14 protein-coding genes are annotated in these 16,535 nt (G+C 38.4%); 7 read left to right on the forward strand and 7 right to left on the reverse strand.

Annotated elements, in window-relative coordinates; all coding sequences use genetic code 11:
• Positions 1-34: 34 nt before the first annotated feature.
• Together NQ782_RS00360 and lipA are read right to left on the reverse strand one after the other, a co-directional pair.
• Positions 35-2,500: an acyl-CoA dehydrogenase gene (locus NQ782_RS00360; RefSeq protein WP_057094356.1), complete on the reverse strand. Its 2,466-nt coding sequence runs from the start codon at positions 2,498-2,500 to the stop codon at positions 35-37.
• Between the two features lie 279 nt (positions 2,501-2,779).
• Positions 2,780-3,793, reverse strand: a complete 1,014-nt coding sequence (gene lipA, locus NQ782_RS00365; RefSeq protein ID WP_001289255.1) for a lipoyl synthase — start codon at positions 3,791-3,793, stop codon at positions 2,780-2,782.
• Between the two features lie 196 nt (positions 3,794-3,989).
• Here lipA and sthA point away from each other — a divergent pair, with 196 nt between their 5' ends.
• Entirely contained in the window at positions 3,990-5,402 is a 1,413-nt protein-coding gene (gene sthA / locus NQ782_RS00370) for a Si-specific NAD(P)(+) transhydrogenase (protein ID WP_001137505.1), read from the forward strand.
• Between the two features lie 243 nt (positions 5,403-5,645).
• Here sthA and NQ782_RS00375 read toward each other — a convergent pair whose 3' ends face one another.
• From NQ782_RS00375 to map, 4 genes are all read right to left on the reverse strand, one after another.
• Entirely contained in the window at positions 5,646-6,860 is a 1,215-nt protein-coding gene (locus tag NQ782_RS00375) for an MFS transporter (RefSeq protein WP_057094354.1), read from the reverse strand.
• A gap of 174 nt (positions 6,861-7,034) precedes the next feature.
• Positions 7,035-8,381: an MFS transporter gene (locus NQ782_RS00380; RefSeq protein ID WP_000097618.1), complete on the reverse strand. Its 1,347-nt coding sequence runs from the start codon at positions 8,379-8,381 to the stop codon at positions 7,035-7,037.
• A 409-nt stretch (positions 8,382-8,790) separates the two neighbouring features.
• Positions 8,791-9,885 carry an OmpW family protein gene (locus tag NQ782_RS00385; protein ID WP_000976523.1) on the reverse strand — a complete coding sequence of 365 codons (1,095 nt, stop codon included), beginning with the start codon at positions 9,883-9,885 and terminating at the stop codon, positions 8,791-8,793.
• Positions 9,886-10,089: 204 nt separating this feature from the next.
• Positions 10,090-10,917, reverse strand: a complete 828-nt coding sequence (gene map, locus NQ782_RS00390; protein ID WP_001089491.1) for a type I methionyl aminopeptidase — start codon at positions 10,915-10,917, stop codon at positions 10,090-10,092.
• A gap of 209 nt (positions 10,918-11,126) precedes the next feature.
• Here map and rpsB point away from each other — a divergent pair, with 209 nt between their 5' ends.
• The 6 genes from rpsB (at position 11,127) to NQ782_RS00420 (ending at position 15,496) form a co-directional block, all read left to right on the forward strand.
• The gene (gene rpsB, locus NQ782_RS00395) at positions 11,127-11,879 is read left to right on the forward strand and encodes a 30S ribosomal protein S2 (RefSeq protein WP_001982118.1); all 753 of its coding nucleotides are present in this window, start codon (positions 11,127-11,129) and stop codon (positions 11,877-11,879) included.
• Between the two features lie 137 nt (positions 11,880-12,016).
• Complete coding sequence (gene tsf / locus NQ782_RS00400; protein WP_000125378.1) at positions 12,017-12,892, forward strand: translation elongation factor Ts; 876 nt, start codon at positions 12,017-12,019, stop codon at positions 12,890-12,892.
• A 65-nt stretch (positions 12,893-12,957) separates the two neighbouring features.
• Entirely contained in the window at positions 12,958-13,443 is a 486-nt protein-coding gene (locus NQ782_RS00405) for a DUF3465 domain-containing protein (protein WP_057094584.1), read from the forward strand.
• Between the two features lie 98 nt (positions 13,444-13,541).
• Positions 13,542-14,366: an AraC family transcriptional regulator gene (locus tag NQ782_RS00410; protein ID WP_000554500.1), complete on the forward strand. Its 825-nt coding sequence runs from the start codon at positions 13,542-13,544 to the stop codon at positions 14,364-14,366.
• A gap of 94 nt (positions 14,367-14,460) precedes the next feature.
• A complete protein-coding gene (locus NQ782_RS00415) occupies positions 14,461-15,177 on the forward strand; it encodes an AzlC family ABC transporter permease (protein ID WP_079745773.1) in 717 nt (238 codons plus the stop codon).
• 1 nt (position 15,178) lies between these two features.
• Positions 15,179-15,496, forward strand: coding sequence for an AzlD domain-containing protein (locus NQ782_RS00420; protein WP_000118659.1), 318 nt, complete (start codon positions 15,179-15,181; stop codon positions 15,494-15,496).
• 40 nt (positions 15,497-15,536) lie between these two features.
• Here the strand turns inward: NQ782_RS00420 and NQ782_RS00425 are convergent, their stop codons facing one another.
• The gene (locus NQ782_RS00425) at positions 15,537-15,989 is read right to left on the reverse strand and encodes a DUF962 domain-containing protein (RefSeq protein WP_002045815.1); all 453 of its coding nucleotides are present in this window, start codon (positions 15,987-15,989) and stop codon (positions 15,537-15,539) included.
• Positions 15,990-16,535: the final 546 nt, after the last annotated feature.

The raw sequence follows: 16,535 nt of genomic DNA on the forward strand, positions 1-16,535 counted from the left end.
AATGATTGCAATAGTGAATTAGTGGAGGCATCAGTCACACTATTTGATGAGGATTTGATAAAGGTAGGTCTTTATTTAGCTTTTCATCAAAAACATCGGTAAGCATGCTATCGAATCGAATTGCGTTGTACTGCAATAATTGTTGAGCTTCGCTTTCAGAAATAAAGCCTTCTTTTATCGCTTGCGCAATATTCTCTTCAAAAGTAAGACCCGTAAATTTGCCTTTGGATTCAGCTTTCTTAAACTTATCCCAAAGCGGCTCAATGGTTCTTAACATTTGGAATGTGTGCTCTAGACGGCCAGTGACATCATTAGGTTCAGTTGAATAGTACACATGGCGTTTGAGTTGCTCTCTAAACGGATGTTCTTCCATCATGAGTTCAGCAACTTGTTGTTTTAACTCATCGTCAGGTTTTGAAATCACACGACCTAGCGGGAAACATATCCATTTGACAAATGCTGCTGGAAGCTTGGCTGGGAAGTTGTCAAATAGCCCCCAAAATGCTTCCTGAATATTCAAGAATGCTTTTTGCAGTGCTAGTTTTGCATGCAATTGTTCAGCTTCAGTTTTTTGTCCAGCCTCATAAAATTTTAAAATCGCTGTGGCAATAAACAAGTGCGCGTGAATATCTGCCAAGCGGCCTGATAGCATTTCTTTACGCTTTAGGTCTCCTGCGAGTAAGCCAAGTGCCATATCGGAAACAAGTGAAAAATTGGCGCTAAAACGATTGATGGTTTTATAGTAACTTGCAGTGAATTGATCTGCTGATTGAGGTGCATCACTCGAACCACCCGTCCAACCATAAGCAAATGATCTAGCACCGCGGTTAAAGGTATAGGCTAAATGTTTAAACAACAAATCATCGAATTTTTGTACGGCATTGGCTTTGTCATCAGACTGAAGTAATTGCAATTCTTCAAAAAGATAAGGGTGACAGCGCATTGAGCCTTGACCAAAAATCATCAATGAACGGGTTAAAATATTTGCGCCTTCTACCGTAATAGCAATTGGAATCGCTTGATAGGTGAGAGCAAGGAAATTGCGTGGCCCAAGTTGAATTGCACGTCCTCCAGCAATATCCATTCCGTGATTAACCACTTTACGCATCGTTTCAGTTGCATAGTATTTTGCCATGGCAGTCATTACAGCAGGGGTTCCACCTTGGTTTAGACCACACGTCACTAAATAACGGAATGCTTCAAGCATATAGGCATCGCTGGCAATTTCACTGCTTGCTTCTTGTACACCTTCAAATTTGCCGACAGAAATATTGAACTGTTGACGAATTCTTGCAAATGCACCGACAGTGAGATAGCTCATTTCACCTGCGGCTGTGGCTAATGCTGGCAATGAAATGCCGCGGCCAACACCTAGGCATTCCATCAGCATGCGCCAGCCTTTACCGGCATTTTCTTGTCCGCCAATAATCCAGTCAATTGGAATGAAGACATCTTCACCTTCTACTGTCCCATTCATGAATGGAGAGCCTGGATAATGTCGTGCACCTATTTTTACGCCTGCATGATTGGCTGGAATTAAAGCACAGGTAATCCCGTACTCAGTTTTAGTTTTATCTCCAAGTAAACCTTCGGGGTCATAAAGTTTAAATGCTAGACCGACCACTGTGGCAATTGGAGCGAGCGTAATCCAACGTTTAGAGAAATTCATGCGGAGCCCAAGAACTTGAGCACCTTCATATTCGCCATAGCAGATTACACCCGAATCTGGAATTGCACCTGCATCTGAACCTGCTTCCGGACTGGTTAAACCAAAGCATGGAATTTCTTCACCTTTAGCAAGTCCCGGTAGATATTGCTGCTTTTGCGCATCTGTACCATAATGCATGAGTAATTCACCGGGTCCTAATGAGTTAGGAACCATACAACTCACCGCAGCAGTTAATGAACGCGAGGCAATTTTGCTCATAATGCGACTTTGAGCAAATGAGCTGAACTCTTTACCGCCAAAGGATTTTGGAATAATAAGACCCAAGAAGCCTTTATCTTTAATGAACTGCCAAACTTCAGGAGGAAGGTCTTTTAATTGATGGTGAATTTCCCATTCATCAAGCATGCTACATAGCACTTCAACTTCATTATCGATAAAACTTTGTTCTTCTGGTGAAAGTGTAGGATAGGGATATTTTTCAAATTGCGACCAATCTGGAGCCCCCATAAATAACTCTTTTTCCCACCAGCTTGTTCCTGCTTCTAAGGCTTCTTGTTCAGTGGTACTGATGCTCGGCATTGAGTTGGCCAGAGTTTTATATGCAGGTTGGGTAATTAAGTTAAACCGTAAATGTTTAAACAAAATAATAATGCTAAGTGCAATAAGGGGAATCCCTAAAAGTAATGCCCACGGCGTTAAAATGAAAGCAGTAAGTATGGCTACAGCAATCGTAATAACACTACCAGCGACTCTATTTAGGTTAAAAAAGAAAATTGCCCATATTGCAACAAGCTGAATGACAATACTTAAAACAAAGAGTAGGAAAATCATACTTGCTCCTTGCTAGATAAGCCCTCAAGTTAGAAATAATAAAAAAGCGAGGAGAGATTTAAGGCTTAACTAGCGAATTTTTTAATGCTGTTTAAATTTGATTTTTTATGTCGCAATTGATGTATATGCTAGAGCAGGGATATATCGTGCTTTTAGGTATAAAATATTTTTGAATGAAAGTGTAATGGCTTGTTTTATCGATTTGTCAAGAAATGTTATTGATTTTCTTATACAAATAAAAAGCCCTCTGAACTAGAGGGCTTTCATTGATTTTAATTTTTAAGCTTCGACAACTTGAACAGCAATTTTTTTAGCTGGATCTACTTTACGACGAACTTCTGGTACTGGTTCACCGTGGTATTGACGATCAGCAAAGTAACTTGAACGAACCATTGGTGCAGACCAAATATTTCTAAAGCCAAGTTTACGGCCATGCTCTGCATAACGTTCGAACTCTTCTGGCGTTACAAAGCGGTCAATTGGTGCATGTTGTTTAGAAGGCTGTAAATATTGACCAATAGTTACATAGTCAACATCGTGAGCACGTAAGTCATCAAGTAATGCAATAACTTCTTCTTCAGTTTCACCAATACCGACCATCAAACCACATTTTGTTGGGATATCTGGGCAGTATTCTTTAAACATTTTTAATAAGTTTAAAGAGTGTTGATAATCTGAACCTGGGCGCATCGCTTTATATAGACGTGGCACAGTTTCAATGTTGTGGTTAAATACGTCTGGCGGACATTCAGTCATAATGCGTAAAGCAATATCCATACGTCCACGGAAGTCTGGTACTAAAATTTCAAGTAATGTATTTGGGCTAAGTGCGCGAGCTTCTTTAATACAGTCCACAAAATGTTGTGCACCGCCGTCAAGCAAGTCATCACGGTCAACCGAAGTGATTACTGCATATTTGAGCTTAAGATTGGCAATTGTCTCTGCCATATGGCGTGGTTCATCAGGGTCCAATGCATTTGGACGACCATGCGCTACGTCACAGAAAGGGCAACGACGTGTACAAATATCACCCATGATCATGAATGTTGCTGTACCACCGCCAAAGCATTCTGGAAGGTTCGGACAAGCTGCTTCTTCACAAACGGTATGGAGTTTTTGAGCACGTAAAGTCGTTTTAATACGCTGAACTTCTTCTGGTGCCGTCATCTTGACACGAATCCAGTCAGGTTTACGCGGCACTTCAACCGTAGGTACAACTTTTACAGGAATTCTTGCGACTTTTTCTGCGCCACGAAGTTTTACACCCTGTTCAGGTTTACGGTGTTCTGACATATTTAACTTTTCCACTCGTTTATAGAGACATTGACATTGTATTATAGCGGACTTCTACAAGTAATAGCGGAAAATAACTATTCATATAATAAATGTGGCTATTCAGAAATATAGGGTTGAGAAATACATAAATTCACCGCATATTAGCCATAATTTATTATAAAATATGGTCATTCAACAGAGGAAGGAGCTTTCAATGCCACGTAAAAAAGAGGTCGTTAGTGGGAATTTCGTTAAGTACGATGCGGTAGTTCTCGGTTCTGGACCTGCAGGTGAAGGCGCGGCAATGAAGCTTGCAAAAGCTGGTAAGCGTGTTGCAATTGTAGATGTACGTGATCAACTCGGTGGTAACTGTGCACACGTAGGAACCATTCCAAGTAAAGCATTACGTCAAACAGTTTCTAGCATTATTCGCTATCAGCGTGATCCAATGTTTCAAAAAGTAGGTGAATGGAAGCAGTTCACTATGAAACAGGTCTTGCGTAATGCGCACAAAGTGATTCAACAACAGGTTGATACGCATACACGCTTTTATGACCGTAACAAAATTGGTGTCTTCCACGGTCGTGCATATATTCAAGACAAAAACACAGTTTTAGTTTTTAGCCACGAAGGCATTAAAGAAACAATTATCTGTAAGCAAATCGTGATTGCGACAGGTAGCCGTCCTTATCATCCGCAAGGTCTTGATTTTGACCACCCGCGCGTATTTGATTCGGACAAAATTCTTGATCTTGATTACTCAATTCAAAAAATCATTATTTACGGCGCAGGTGTTATTGGCTGTGAATATGCCTCAATCTTTATTGGTTTAGACCATAAAGTTGACTTGATCAATACTCAACAAAAACTCTTAAGTTATCTAGATGATGAAATCGCCGATGCTTTGTCTTATCACTTACGTGAACAGGGCGTGTTGATTCGTCACAATGAACAAATGGATCATCTTGAAACATTTGATGACCACGTTGTTCTACATTTACAAAGTGGTAAAAAGATTAAAGCTGATGCGATTCTTTGGTGTAATGGCCGTTCAGGTAACACAGAAGGTTTAGGTCTTGAAAATGTTGGGTTGGTACCAAATAGTCGTGGTCAACTTTCTGTAAATGATCAATATCAAACTGAAGTTGAAAACATCTATGCTGCTGGTGACGTGATTGGTTGGCCTTCACTTGCTTCGGCTGCCTATGACCAAGGGCGCTGTGCTGGTGCAAACATGAGTGGTGAAGACGCTAAGCCAGTACGTGATATCCCTACAGGTATTTATACCATTCCGGAAATCTCATCTATTGGTAAGAATGAACAGGAATTAACGGAAGAGAAAATTCCGTATGAAGTCGGTCAGGCTTCTTTCCGTCATTTGGCTCGTGCACAAATTACCGGTGATACAGTAGGTGAGTTGAAGATTCTTTTCCATCGTGACACTTTGGAAATTTTAGGTATTCACTGTTTTGGTAATAATGCTGCTGAAATTATCCACATTGGACAAGCAGTTATGCACAGCCCAAACAATACTTTGAAATATTTTGTTGAAACGACTTTTAACTATCCAACAATGGCTGAAGCATACCGTGTAGCTGCACTTAATGGTATGAATCGTTTATTTTGATTTTAAATAAGTTTTTCATAAAAAAGCCCGCAAACTTGCGGGCTTTTTTATTTTTATTAGACCATATGTTTTTTATATTTTTATGACAATGTACAGAGTGATTTCAGCGTCTCATCTTTCTAGTGTGCACAAAATGCTTGATTAAAATATTCAAACAAATCAGGTGTCTGTTTCCATAAAACAATAGATAAAACCAGAAGAGCTAAGATGAGGAAAGTCATAATTGTTTTCAAAAGTACAGCATTATGCGTCATGAATAACAGCCTCCTCATTTACAAAGAAATGTACGATTACCCCTAATATACTCAATGCGATAGAACAGAGCCAAATCGCATTGTAATTACCTGTTAAATCATAGTTAACACCGCCAAGCCAACCACCAAAGAAAGACCCGACTTGATGGGTGAAAAATACAATACCACTTAACATTGAAAGGTATTTAACACCAAACATATTTGCCACGATACCGTTGGTGAGCGGAACCGTAGAAAGCCATAGAAGCCCCATGATAATACCGAAAGCATATACTGTATAAGTGCTTAGAGGTAATAATAAGAAAGCAATGATTGCGATGCCGCGGCTACCATAAAGTGCCATTAATAACTTAGGTTTCGAGAAACGATCTCCTAACCAGCCTGCGCCATAAGTCCCTATGATATTAAATAATCCGACTAAAGCAAGAAACACCGTACCTGTAGCGGCATCAAAGCCGTGGTCGATTAAATAACCTGGTAGGTGAACACCCAAAAAGACAACTTGGAAGCCACATACTAAAAAGCCTAAAGCTAACCACCAAAAAGGTTTATGTTTTCTAGCAATATTCAGTACTTGTTTAAAGGTGAGCTGAGGTTGGGCAATTGCTTTTGGGGTTTGGTTGCTTGGCCCTTTTAACATCCATGCTAGAGGAATAATAAGAGCGATTAACAGGGCACTTACCATTAAAGCTGATGACCATCCCACTGTCTTAAGTAAGAGAAGGGTAGAAGGCAGCATAATAAATTGGCCAAAAGAACCGGCTGCACTAGCAATACCCATTGCCATACTTCTTTTTTCTGGCGGAGCAGCTCGGCCTACTGCGCTAAGCAAAACTGTAAATGAGGTTGCTGATAAAGCTAAACCAATAATAAGACCTAAGCTTAAATTCAAAATGAGTACACTTGAACTAAAAGCCATTAAGAGTAAGCCAAGGGTATAAAGTAATCCGCCGACTGTTACCACAACTTTACTGCCATATTTATCTGCAATTGCCCCAGTAAAAGGCTGAACTGCACCCCAGATTAGATTTTGCATGGCAATTGCTAGACTAAAAACATGCTGCCCCCAACCGAACTCATGACTCATCGGGACTAAATAAAGCCCAAAACCATGTCGTACACCTAGTGACAAAGCCAAAATAATGGCACTTCCAATGAGCATATAAATGAGTGATTGAGAAAACTGATGGCTTGTTTTAGTCATTGTGAGTAGAAAATTATAAGAATGTGATAAATCATTGTAGAAGATATATCGAATAATATCGATATATCTATAAAATTATTTTAAGAAAAGTTAAAAAGTATCTTAGAGATTGTGGACTATTATGAGAAAGGGGAAGAAGCAAAAATCATTTTTGATTTCTGCTTCTTATCAGAATTAGGCTGCGGAATTGCGTTCAAGTAGAGCCTGTTCAAAAAGTACTTTTTCTTTTTCTTTGTGCTCGGTTGTGAAGCGAATCAAAATTACACTACAGCCTGCAACCATAACCAGTCCACCTAAAATAAATAGACAAGTTTGAATATCAAGTACGCCTTTTAGTAAGAAACCAGCTGCCACTGCGCCCACATTTCCACCTGCGCCAATAATGCCTGCGACGCCGCCTAATGCATTTCGGTCAATAAAAGGGACCAGTGCATATGTTGCTCCGCAAGCCATATGGGTAAACAATGCAAAAATTGTCATGGAAATAATTGCAAGAGCTACGACGTTCATTTGAGAGAAGAGTATTAAGAATAAACCTTCGCCTAAAATCATTAGTACAAGCACTTTAGTACGTCCGTCTAAACCTTTTTTAAGTGCGACTTTATCGGAAATAATACCACCTAATGCACGTGCAAATAAGGCAAGAAGACCAAATATACCTGCGGTTAACCCTGCTGTTTTTAAATCCATTTTGAATTGGTCAACATAGTACATTGCCGCAACATTATGGATGAAAATTTCAATACCAAAGCAAGCACCATAAGCGAGGAATAAAATCCAGACACGGTAGTTACGAGCCGCTTGCATTAAGATTGCCATGCCACCCTTTTTACCGCTACCCACCTCAATACCTTGTGCACGAACTTCTTTAAAGTTTCCTTGAGGACAGTCTTGGGTAAGTTTCCAGTAAAGAACCCCGACAATTACCATCATTACGCCTGGTACGATTAATGCAACGCGCCAACCCATAGTTTGCTCGACACCGAACATGACAATTGCGCCGAGTAATAAAGGCATTAGAGCTTGTGTTGCACCACCGCCAGCATTACCCCAACCCGCAGCAGCTGCATTTGCTGTGCCTACGACATTTGGCGCAAACATGATACTGGTATGATATTGCGTAATGACAAAGCTTGCGCCAATTGCACCGATGAGTAAACGGAAGAAAAGAAAAGATTCATAGCTGTTGGCAGCGGCAACACCAAATACAGGAATACTGCCAAGTAAGAGAAGGGTGGTGTAAGTAATACGAGGACCATATTTATCACAAAGTGGTCCGACAGCAAGCCGCACTAAAATTGTAATTGCAACGGCGGCAATATTAATATTGGCAATTTGATCTTTGGTTAAGCCGAACTCACCTTTAATAACGGGCATTAATGGAGCGCAAGCAAACCATGCGAAGAAGCAGACAAAGAACGCGAGCCAAGTCATGTGGAAAGCACGCATGGCTGGGGTTGAAAAACTGAATAATTTAATTTCAGTCGCTTTTTTTGCATCTAAATTAATATTTGAAGACATACGCCGTCCCCCTGAACTGAACGAAATTTTAATTTGCACGACAAAATGAATTGTCTATTTGCATACCGATCAGAGCGGACATCTTTGGCCGTCTTGGTTTATCCATTGAATCGCCATTGATTCATCATGTCATAAATAAAGCAAAGGACGTGCCAAAAGATAATTTTTACTAAAAGGAAAATCTTAGTTTTTAATTTTATTAGGTTAGTTGTCTAATATAAAAATGATTAGAGAAAAGGAATTAAAAGAAGAGGTGATAATAAAAAATAAAGAAGGTTGAACTTCGTAAACATGATCCTAAAAAATGCTCATTTTTTTGGCATTTTGGTTTAAAAAGAAGCAATTTTAGTGGGATAAAAAAGCTATAAAAGCTTAAGTAAAGCTTTTATAGCTTGTGTGCTTTTGAGATTTAGAATCGGTAACCAATACCGGCATAACCTAATATTGGATTAATTTCGATATCTGCTTTTGCATTAATTAACTCACCGTATTTGGCGTCATTGACTGTAATAGTTGTATCTGTTTTTAAGTGAGCATAAGACACAGAACCAACAGCATACCATTTGTCATTAAAGTCATAGGTGAAACCGGCAGTCGCAACAGGTGCAATGGCATCGGAAGCCTCAAGATTTACTTTTGGATCACCAGAACTTTTTAAACGATCAAGAGCAGCTCCCGCTTTGCCATCTTTAATATTGACAATCATATGACCAGCATTTACTAAATCTTTTTCGATTTCAGGATTTATTTCTAATTCATTGAAATACGCATACATTACGCCCAGTCCAATATAAGGTCTGAACTTATTTACACCGGTCTTGCCAAAATGATATTGAAATTCAAATGCTGGTGTCCAAGCTCGAGCTGATGCCGCACTTCCATGGCCTTCAAGGTCAGTGATAAAAATTTGTTTTTCTAAATCAATAGATGGTAAACCAATACCCCCAATTAAAGGTAGCTCAATTGATGGATGAGCTTGGGCTTTAAGGGGAGCATAAATTTTACCTTTACCCTGTAAGTCGACTTTTGGGGGAATACCTGCCTTTATTTCTAATGAAACATTATCGGTAAAGAAGTAGTTTGTCATAATGCCTAGTGTTGTAACATCATCTGCTTCTAAACCTGTCCCCGGATTATCCCATTGATCTAATCCATAAATATTCGCATTACCACTTAATTCTGCTGGTAGTTTTTCTTTTCCTAATTTATCTAAGAAATCTATAAAGAATGTAGATAAGTTGGGATCCATATCTTTAGACATACTCTCTTTGACTGTCTTAATAGAGACATCGCCAACCTGAGCTTGTTCACCTTTTTTCACAGCAGTATTCACAAAAACAGGTTGGGCTTTTCCTGTTGGTTTGACATATAAAGGACCAGCTGAGACTGAAAAACGTTTGAAACCATCACCATCTTTTAAACTAAAATATGGGGAAGCGGCGGAAGTGACTGTTGGCAGAGCAAATAAGGCAGCTGTCATACAAAATAATGACTTTTTCATCATAAAAGGACTCCATGTCCGAGCATTTGTTTACTGATTTTTATTGAGCCCACCATAACGCGTTTTATTGAAAAAATTGTGTATTAAAAATTAATAATTGTAATTTTTTTGAAATATTTGTTTATATTTGGAAATATTTATTAATAAAAAGTACAAAATAAAAAAGAAAAGGCTACATAAAGCAGCCTTTTATTAATTTTGATTAAATTATTGATTAAAGCGTGAAAGATCTTCTTCTGGGCGAGCTGTTAATACTTCAATCCCTGTTTTAGTAACTAAAATAGTATGTTCATATTGAGCTGAAAGTTTATGGTCTTTGGTTACAACTGTCCATTTGTCACCAAGCAATTTGGTTTGCCAAACACCCGCATTTACCATAGGTTCAATAGTGAAAGTCATACCAGCTTCTAAACGCATGCCCGTACCAGCTTGGCCATAGTGCAACACTTGAGGTTCATCATGGAAAACGGTACCAATGCCATGACCACAATATTCACGCACTACGCTAAAACGCTCTGATTCGACATATTTTTGGATGGCATGTCCAATATCGCCTAAATACGAACCATCTCTAACTGTTGCCATTCCGCGATACATCGCTTCTTGAGCTACTTTACATAAACGATTTGCCAGAATAGAAGTTTCACCACCCACGATATACATCATGTTGGTATCGCCATGATAACCATCTTTAATGACGGTCACGTCGATGTTAAGGATATCGCCATTTTTTAAGATTTTATTTTCAGAAGGAATACCATGACATACAACATGGTTAACCGAAGTACAGATAGAGTGTTGAAAAGCAGGGCGTCCTGGCGCACCACCGTAACCTACACAGGCCGGAATAGCGTGCTGTACATTTTCAATATGATTACGACAAATCGTATCAAGCTCGAGTGTGCTTACACCAGCTTTAATATGCGGCTTGATCATATCTAGAACTTCAGCCGCCAGTCGTCCTGCAATGCGCATTTTTTCAATTTCATCTGGAGTTTTGATTAATCGACGTGGAGCTGTATAAGTACTGTTCATGATCTCTAAAAACTTTTGGTAATTTACAAGCGTCTATGGTATAAATAGCCGCCCATTTTATCAAATGCTTTTCGTGAATATCTTTTACGAAGAATTTTGATAGGTGGAGTAAAAATCCGCACATATATCGTCACATTACTCTGGGTGCCCGTAAAAAGGTGGAGAATGCGGATATATGGAGGCCTAACCCAACTTTTAAGGTAAAGAAAATGGCAGATTACAACGTAAGCATGCGCGACCTTCTTCAAGCAGGTGCGCACTTTGGTCACCAAACTCGTTTCTGGAACCCAAAAATGCGTCAATACATTTTTGGCGCGCGTAACAAAATTCACATCATCAACCTTGAGCACACTGTTCCTGCGTTAAATGATGCTTTGAACTTCGCTAACCAATTAGCAAGCAAAAAGAACAAAGTTTTGTTCGTTGGTACAAAACGTGCTGCTTCTAACATCATCCGTGAACAAGCTCAACGCGCTGGTCAACCATACGTAGATCACCGTTGGTTAGGTGGTATGTTGACGAACTGGAAAACACTTCGCCAATCTATCAACCGTTTAAAAGATCTTCAAACTCAATCTCAAGACGGTACTTTTGCTAAGCTTACTAAACGTGAAGCTTTAGAACGTACTCGTGAGATGGAAAAACTTGAGCGCTCTTTAGGCGGCGTTAAAAACATGGGTGGTTTACCTGACGCATTATTTGTAATCGACGTTGATCACGAAGCGATTGCAATCAAAGAAGCGAAAAACTTAGGTATTCCTGTTATCGGTATCGTTGATACAAACTCTAACCCAGACAACGTAGATTACGTTATTCCTGGTAACGACGATGCGATCCGTGCAGTAACTTTATATGCTTCAGCTATGGCTGATGCAATTCTTGCTGGTAAAGAATACGCTCAATCTCAAGCGAACGCTCAAGCAAAAGGCGATGACGCTGCGAAAGACGCTTCTGAGGCTTAATGCGTTTTGACGCAGGCTTGTCATTTTTGCGACATGTAATGGTGGCAAATTAAGCGTCGAGAGTGCAAACGGCCCAGAGTTTCTTTGGGCCGTTTTTGTTGAACAGATTTATTTTCTACCGATTTTAGGAGATCAACATGACTGCAATTACTGCAAGCATGGTAAAAGAATTACGTGACCGTACTGGTCTTGCAATGATGGAATGCAAAAAAGCATTAACAGAAGCGAACGGTGACATCGAACTTGCTATTGATAACCTTCGTAAATCTGGTCAAGCTAAAGCTGCTAAAAAAGCTGGCAACATTGCTGCTGACGGTGCAATCACTATCGTTCAAGACGGTAATAAAGCGATCTTAGTTGAAGTAAACTGTCAAACTGACTTCGTTGCTAAAGACGAAAACTTCTCTAACTTTGCACACACAGTTGCTGCTGCTGCATTAGCTGCTGGCGAAACTGATGCTGCTAAAATTGCTGAATTAAAATTAGCTGATGGCCAATCAGTTGAAGAAGCTCGTATCGCGCTTGTTCAAAAAATCGGTGAAAACATCCAAGTTCGTCGTGCGAAAATCGTTGAAGGCGAACAATTGGCTATCTATAAACACGGTTTAAAAATCGGTGTTGTAGTTTCTTATACTGGTGATGCTGACACTGGTAAAGGTATTGCAATGCACGTTGCTGCATTCAACCCAGTAGCAGTAAATGCTGAAGCTGTTCCAGCTGACCTTATCGCTAAAGAGAAAGAAATTGCTGAAGCGAAAGCGTTAGAATCTGGTAAACCAGCGAACATCGTTGAGAAAATGGTAACTGGTTCTGTTGAGAAATACTTAAACGAAGTTGCTCTTGACCGTCAAATGTACGTTATCGACAACGAGAAAAAAGTTGCTGACGTATTAAAAGCGACTGGTACAAATGTTGCTAACTTCGTACGTTTCGAAGTTGGTGAAGGTATCGAGAAAAAAGCTGAACTTAGCTTTGCTGAAGAAGTTGCTGCTGCTCAAGCTGCTGCGAAGTAATTCGTATCTTCAAAAAAAGCCCCCTATGGGGCTTTTTTTATCTCTGTTGAAAACGGAATCTAAAGATGACAAATAAAAAGAATCTAGGTATTGGCGGCATAATTGTTTTATTGATTGCTGCATATTTGGGTCTGGACTTATCTGGGCATAAAAACAACCCGACACCATCATCAAGCATACCTGCGAGTCAGCGTACTGAAACGACGTTTTCAAATGATGGAGTAGATACTATAAAGGCTGCTTATGAACGTAGACAAAGTAACGTTCAAGTGCAGGGTAGTGGTCGAGTAAAAGCAATCTTAAGAGAAGATAATGATGGGTCGAGACACCAGAAATTTATTTTGGTATTAAAAAATGGTCTTTCAATTTTAGTAGCACATAATATTGATTTAGCACCAAAAATTGAAGATTTAAGAAAGGGTGATATTGTCGAATTTAACGGGGAATATGAATATAACGAAAAAGGTGGAGTATTACATTGGACGCATCATGATCCCCAGAATCGCCATGAAAATGGTTGGCTGAAACATAATGGTCGTATTTATCAATAGAAAATAGGATATCCATTTCCGCATAACAGCAATTTTGTTCTATGCATCTTTTTAAAACATGCTATGTTTTTTTGTAGATAAATAGATGAGATGTATATATGCACCGGGAACAGGCTGACTACTTGCATTTGCGAGAGTTGGGCGGTTTAGAATTATTAAAAGCACATTATCACCAAACACAATTTTCAAAGCATACTCATGAAGGATATTGTATTGGTGTCATTGAAGAGGGTGCACAGTCTTTTTTTAGGACGGGTCAGCTACATGTTGCCCCTAAAGGTGACATTATTTTAGTTAATGCAGATGAAATTCACACAGGCTCATCTGCTGTTGAATCGGGCTGGCGTTACCGTGCAATCTATCCTACACCTGAAATGCTTGCTGAAGTAAGCCAAGATTTTTTTGAGCAAGGCCATGGGGCACCTTGGTTTCCGCAAGCTGTAATTCAGGACTTGGGATTATCTCAACAACTCTGTTTATTATTTGATTTATTAGAACAAAAAGACAATTTTTTGCTTAAAGAAACCATGTATTTATCAACATTAGCATGTTTAATGGTACGTCATGGTAAATCAAGACACACCTTTTGCGAGTTACCAGAAGCTTATTCAAAAGTATTAAAAGTTAAAGATTTGTTAGCTGATATGCCTGAAAAGAATTTTTCTTTGCAGGAATTGGCTGATATGGTCGGGTTAAGTGCATGGCATTTTTTAAGACAATTTAAAAAACATGTGGGTTTACCGCCTCATGCATGGTTAGTACAGGCGCGTTTGCAAAAAGCGAGACAATTATTAAAACAAGGCGTTCAAATTGTAATGGTTGCACAGCAATGTGGTTTTTCTGATCAAAGCCATTTTAATCGTCATTTTAAAAAGGCGATGGGTGTTACACCAACCCAATATGTGGCGAGTCTTAATCTTTAAAATTTATTTGCAGTGCTAACCGCAATTTTGTTCAAGCGAAGCTGAGCTAAATACCAGAAAATCTATAAATAATAACTGTTATAGATGTCTAGGGATGAATACTCATTTAAATCAATCTATTAGATTTTCTAAAAGCCGACCACCGCATCTTTTTTTACGAGGAGCGATAGATATATTGCCACTATCTATTTCGGTTATACCATGGGCTATTTTAGCTGGATCAATGGCAATTCATGCGGGTTTATCATTTTATAAAGCACTAGCGATGTCAGGAATTGTGTTTGCTGGCGCTGCGCAATTAGTAAGTTTAAGCATGGTGATGGAAGGTGCATCGTTATTAACCATCTATGTCACTATTTTCTTTCTTACTGCTCAACATTTTATTTATGCTTTAACTTTAAGAAATCATGTTTCTATTTTGCCTCTTCCAAAAAGATTAACTTTAGGGTTTCTGCTTACCGACGAATTATTTGCAGTAAGTGTTCCTAATGAGAAAAAACATCCTCAATACTTATTCGGAGCAGGTCTTTGCTTTTATTTATTTTGGGTGGTTTTTAGTTTAGTGGGTATTTTATTAGCAACAGCGCTACCTAATTTATTAAATTATCATTTGGATTTTTCCATTATTGCTATTTTTGTTGCCATGATTGTTCCTATGTGTAAAGGGAAGCCTGTAATGGCAGGTATTTTAATGACTTGTATCAGTGGTTTTGTGCTTAAATTTTTTCATATAGAAGGAGCCATTCTAATCTCTGGTTTATTGGGGATGTTTATTGCGGTAATAGTCGAAAATAAAATGGGAGAAAAATAAAATGTCATGGCTTATGATTTTAGGACTGGCAGCTATCGTATTTTTTAATCGTTATTATTTTTTGGAACCAAACGTAAAAGTCAAATTACCAGTACTTATGAATAAAATGTTGAATTATTCAGCTCCTTGTTTATTAAGTGCTATTTGTATTCCAGTAATTTTTTTTGAAAATAATGAATTAAGAGGATTTTTAGATAATCCTTACTTATACGCAACGATATTTTGTACTGTCGTGGCTTTCTATTTTAAAAAAGTGTTACCGAGCGTTCTGCTGAGCCTGGCATTTTTTTATTTTATAAATTTTCTAATAAATCATTAAGTTAAAGCTGAATCTTTTTAGGATTCAGCTTCTTAAAAATTTATTGAGCAATCAGTTTCTTCTGACGGCTTTTCCAATGAGGTAATATCTTTGCAAGATAAGCATCCATACACCAGACCGGACCAATCAAGAGAAATTGCAAATCTTTAAAGAAAGAAGGTTTTTTTCCTTCAATTTTATGTCCATAAAATTGTCCAATCCAGGCAAACACAAAAAGAGCAATATAAAATCCTACACCTACTGGTAGAACATAAATAAGCCATGCCATCACAACAAGTAGAGCAGCCATTGCTACTGCAAGTACAAGATCAAGCCGAGCATAAAAAATGAGGGTAAGTACTACGAGTAAAGCGGTGAGTAGGGCACTAAAGTGAGCAATAATTCCAATAATCGAAAATAAAATAGCTGGTACACATACCCAGTGAATTTTCTTATTTATCGGGTTTTGATGACTTTCACTATATTCATCAAACCATTCACTGATAGATTTCATAGACCTTGTTCTCCTTGTCTAATTTTGAGTCATTCTTTTTCTGTTTATATTTTATCCTCTCGTTACCGAGAGAGACAAGACAAGTTGTATATCGACATGTTTGTTAAATCAAGTAAGCCTAAAATTTAAAGTTTATTCATTGCGGCACAAAAATGAAAAACAGCACTGAAGAAAGGGGAGGATGAGCTCAAAAATTTCAGGTTATTTATTTGTGATTTTGAGAGAGTCGAATCCTCAAAAAAACCTCATTTTCATGAAGAATGGGAAAATAATAGAAAAATATTCAACTCATCTTGTCTTAAAACGCGTTAAACAACTCTTTTTAGACTAAAGTGGTACTAGGGTAGCGGAATTATTTTAAAATGGCTGTAATCGAAAAATATGCGCAAAAATCGATAAAGAATAAATAAGTGTGTTTTTGGGTTAAAAAATAATCATTTTTGTAATGAAAAAACGAGTCTAGACACAAAATTTTTATAGGATTTTTTTGCTCTTTTTATATTAAAAAAGCCACAATTTAACTTGTGGCTTTTTCATGAACTCGAG

The sequence above is a fragment of the Acinetobacter sp. BD54 genome (assembly GCF_044778325.1).
In the GTDB taxonomy this organism is placed as follows: domain Bacteria; phylum Pseudomonadota; class Gammaproteobacteria; order Pseudomonadales; family Moraxellaceae; genus Acinetobacter; species Acinetobacter baumannii.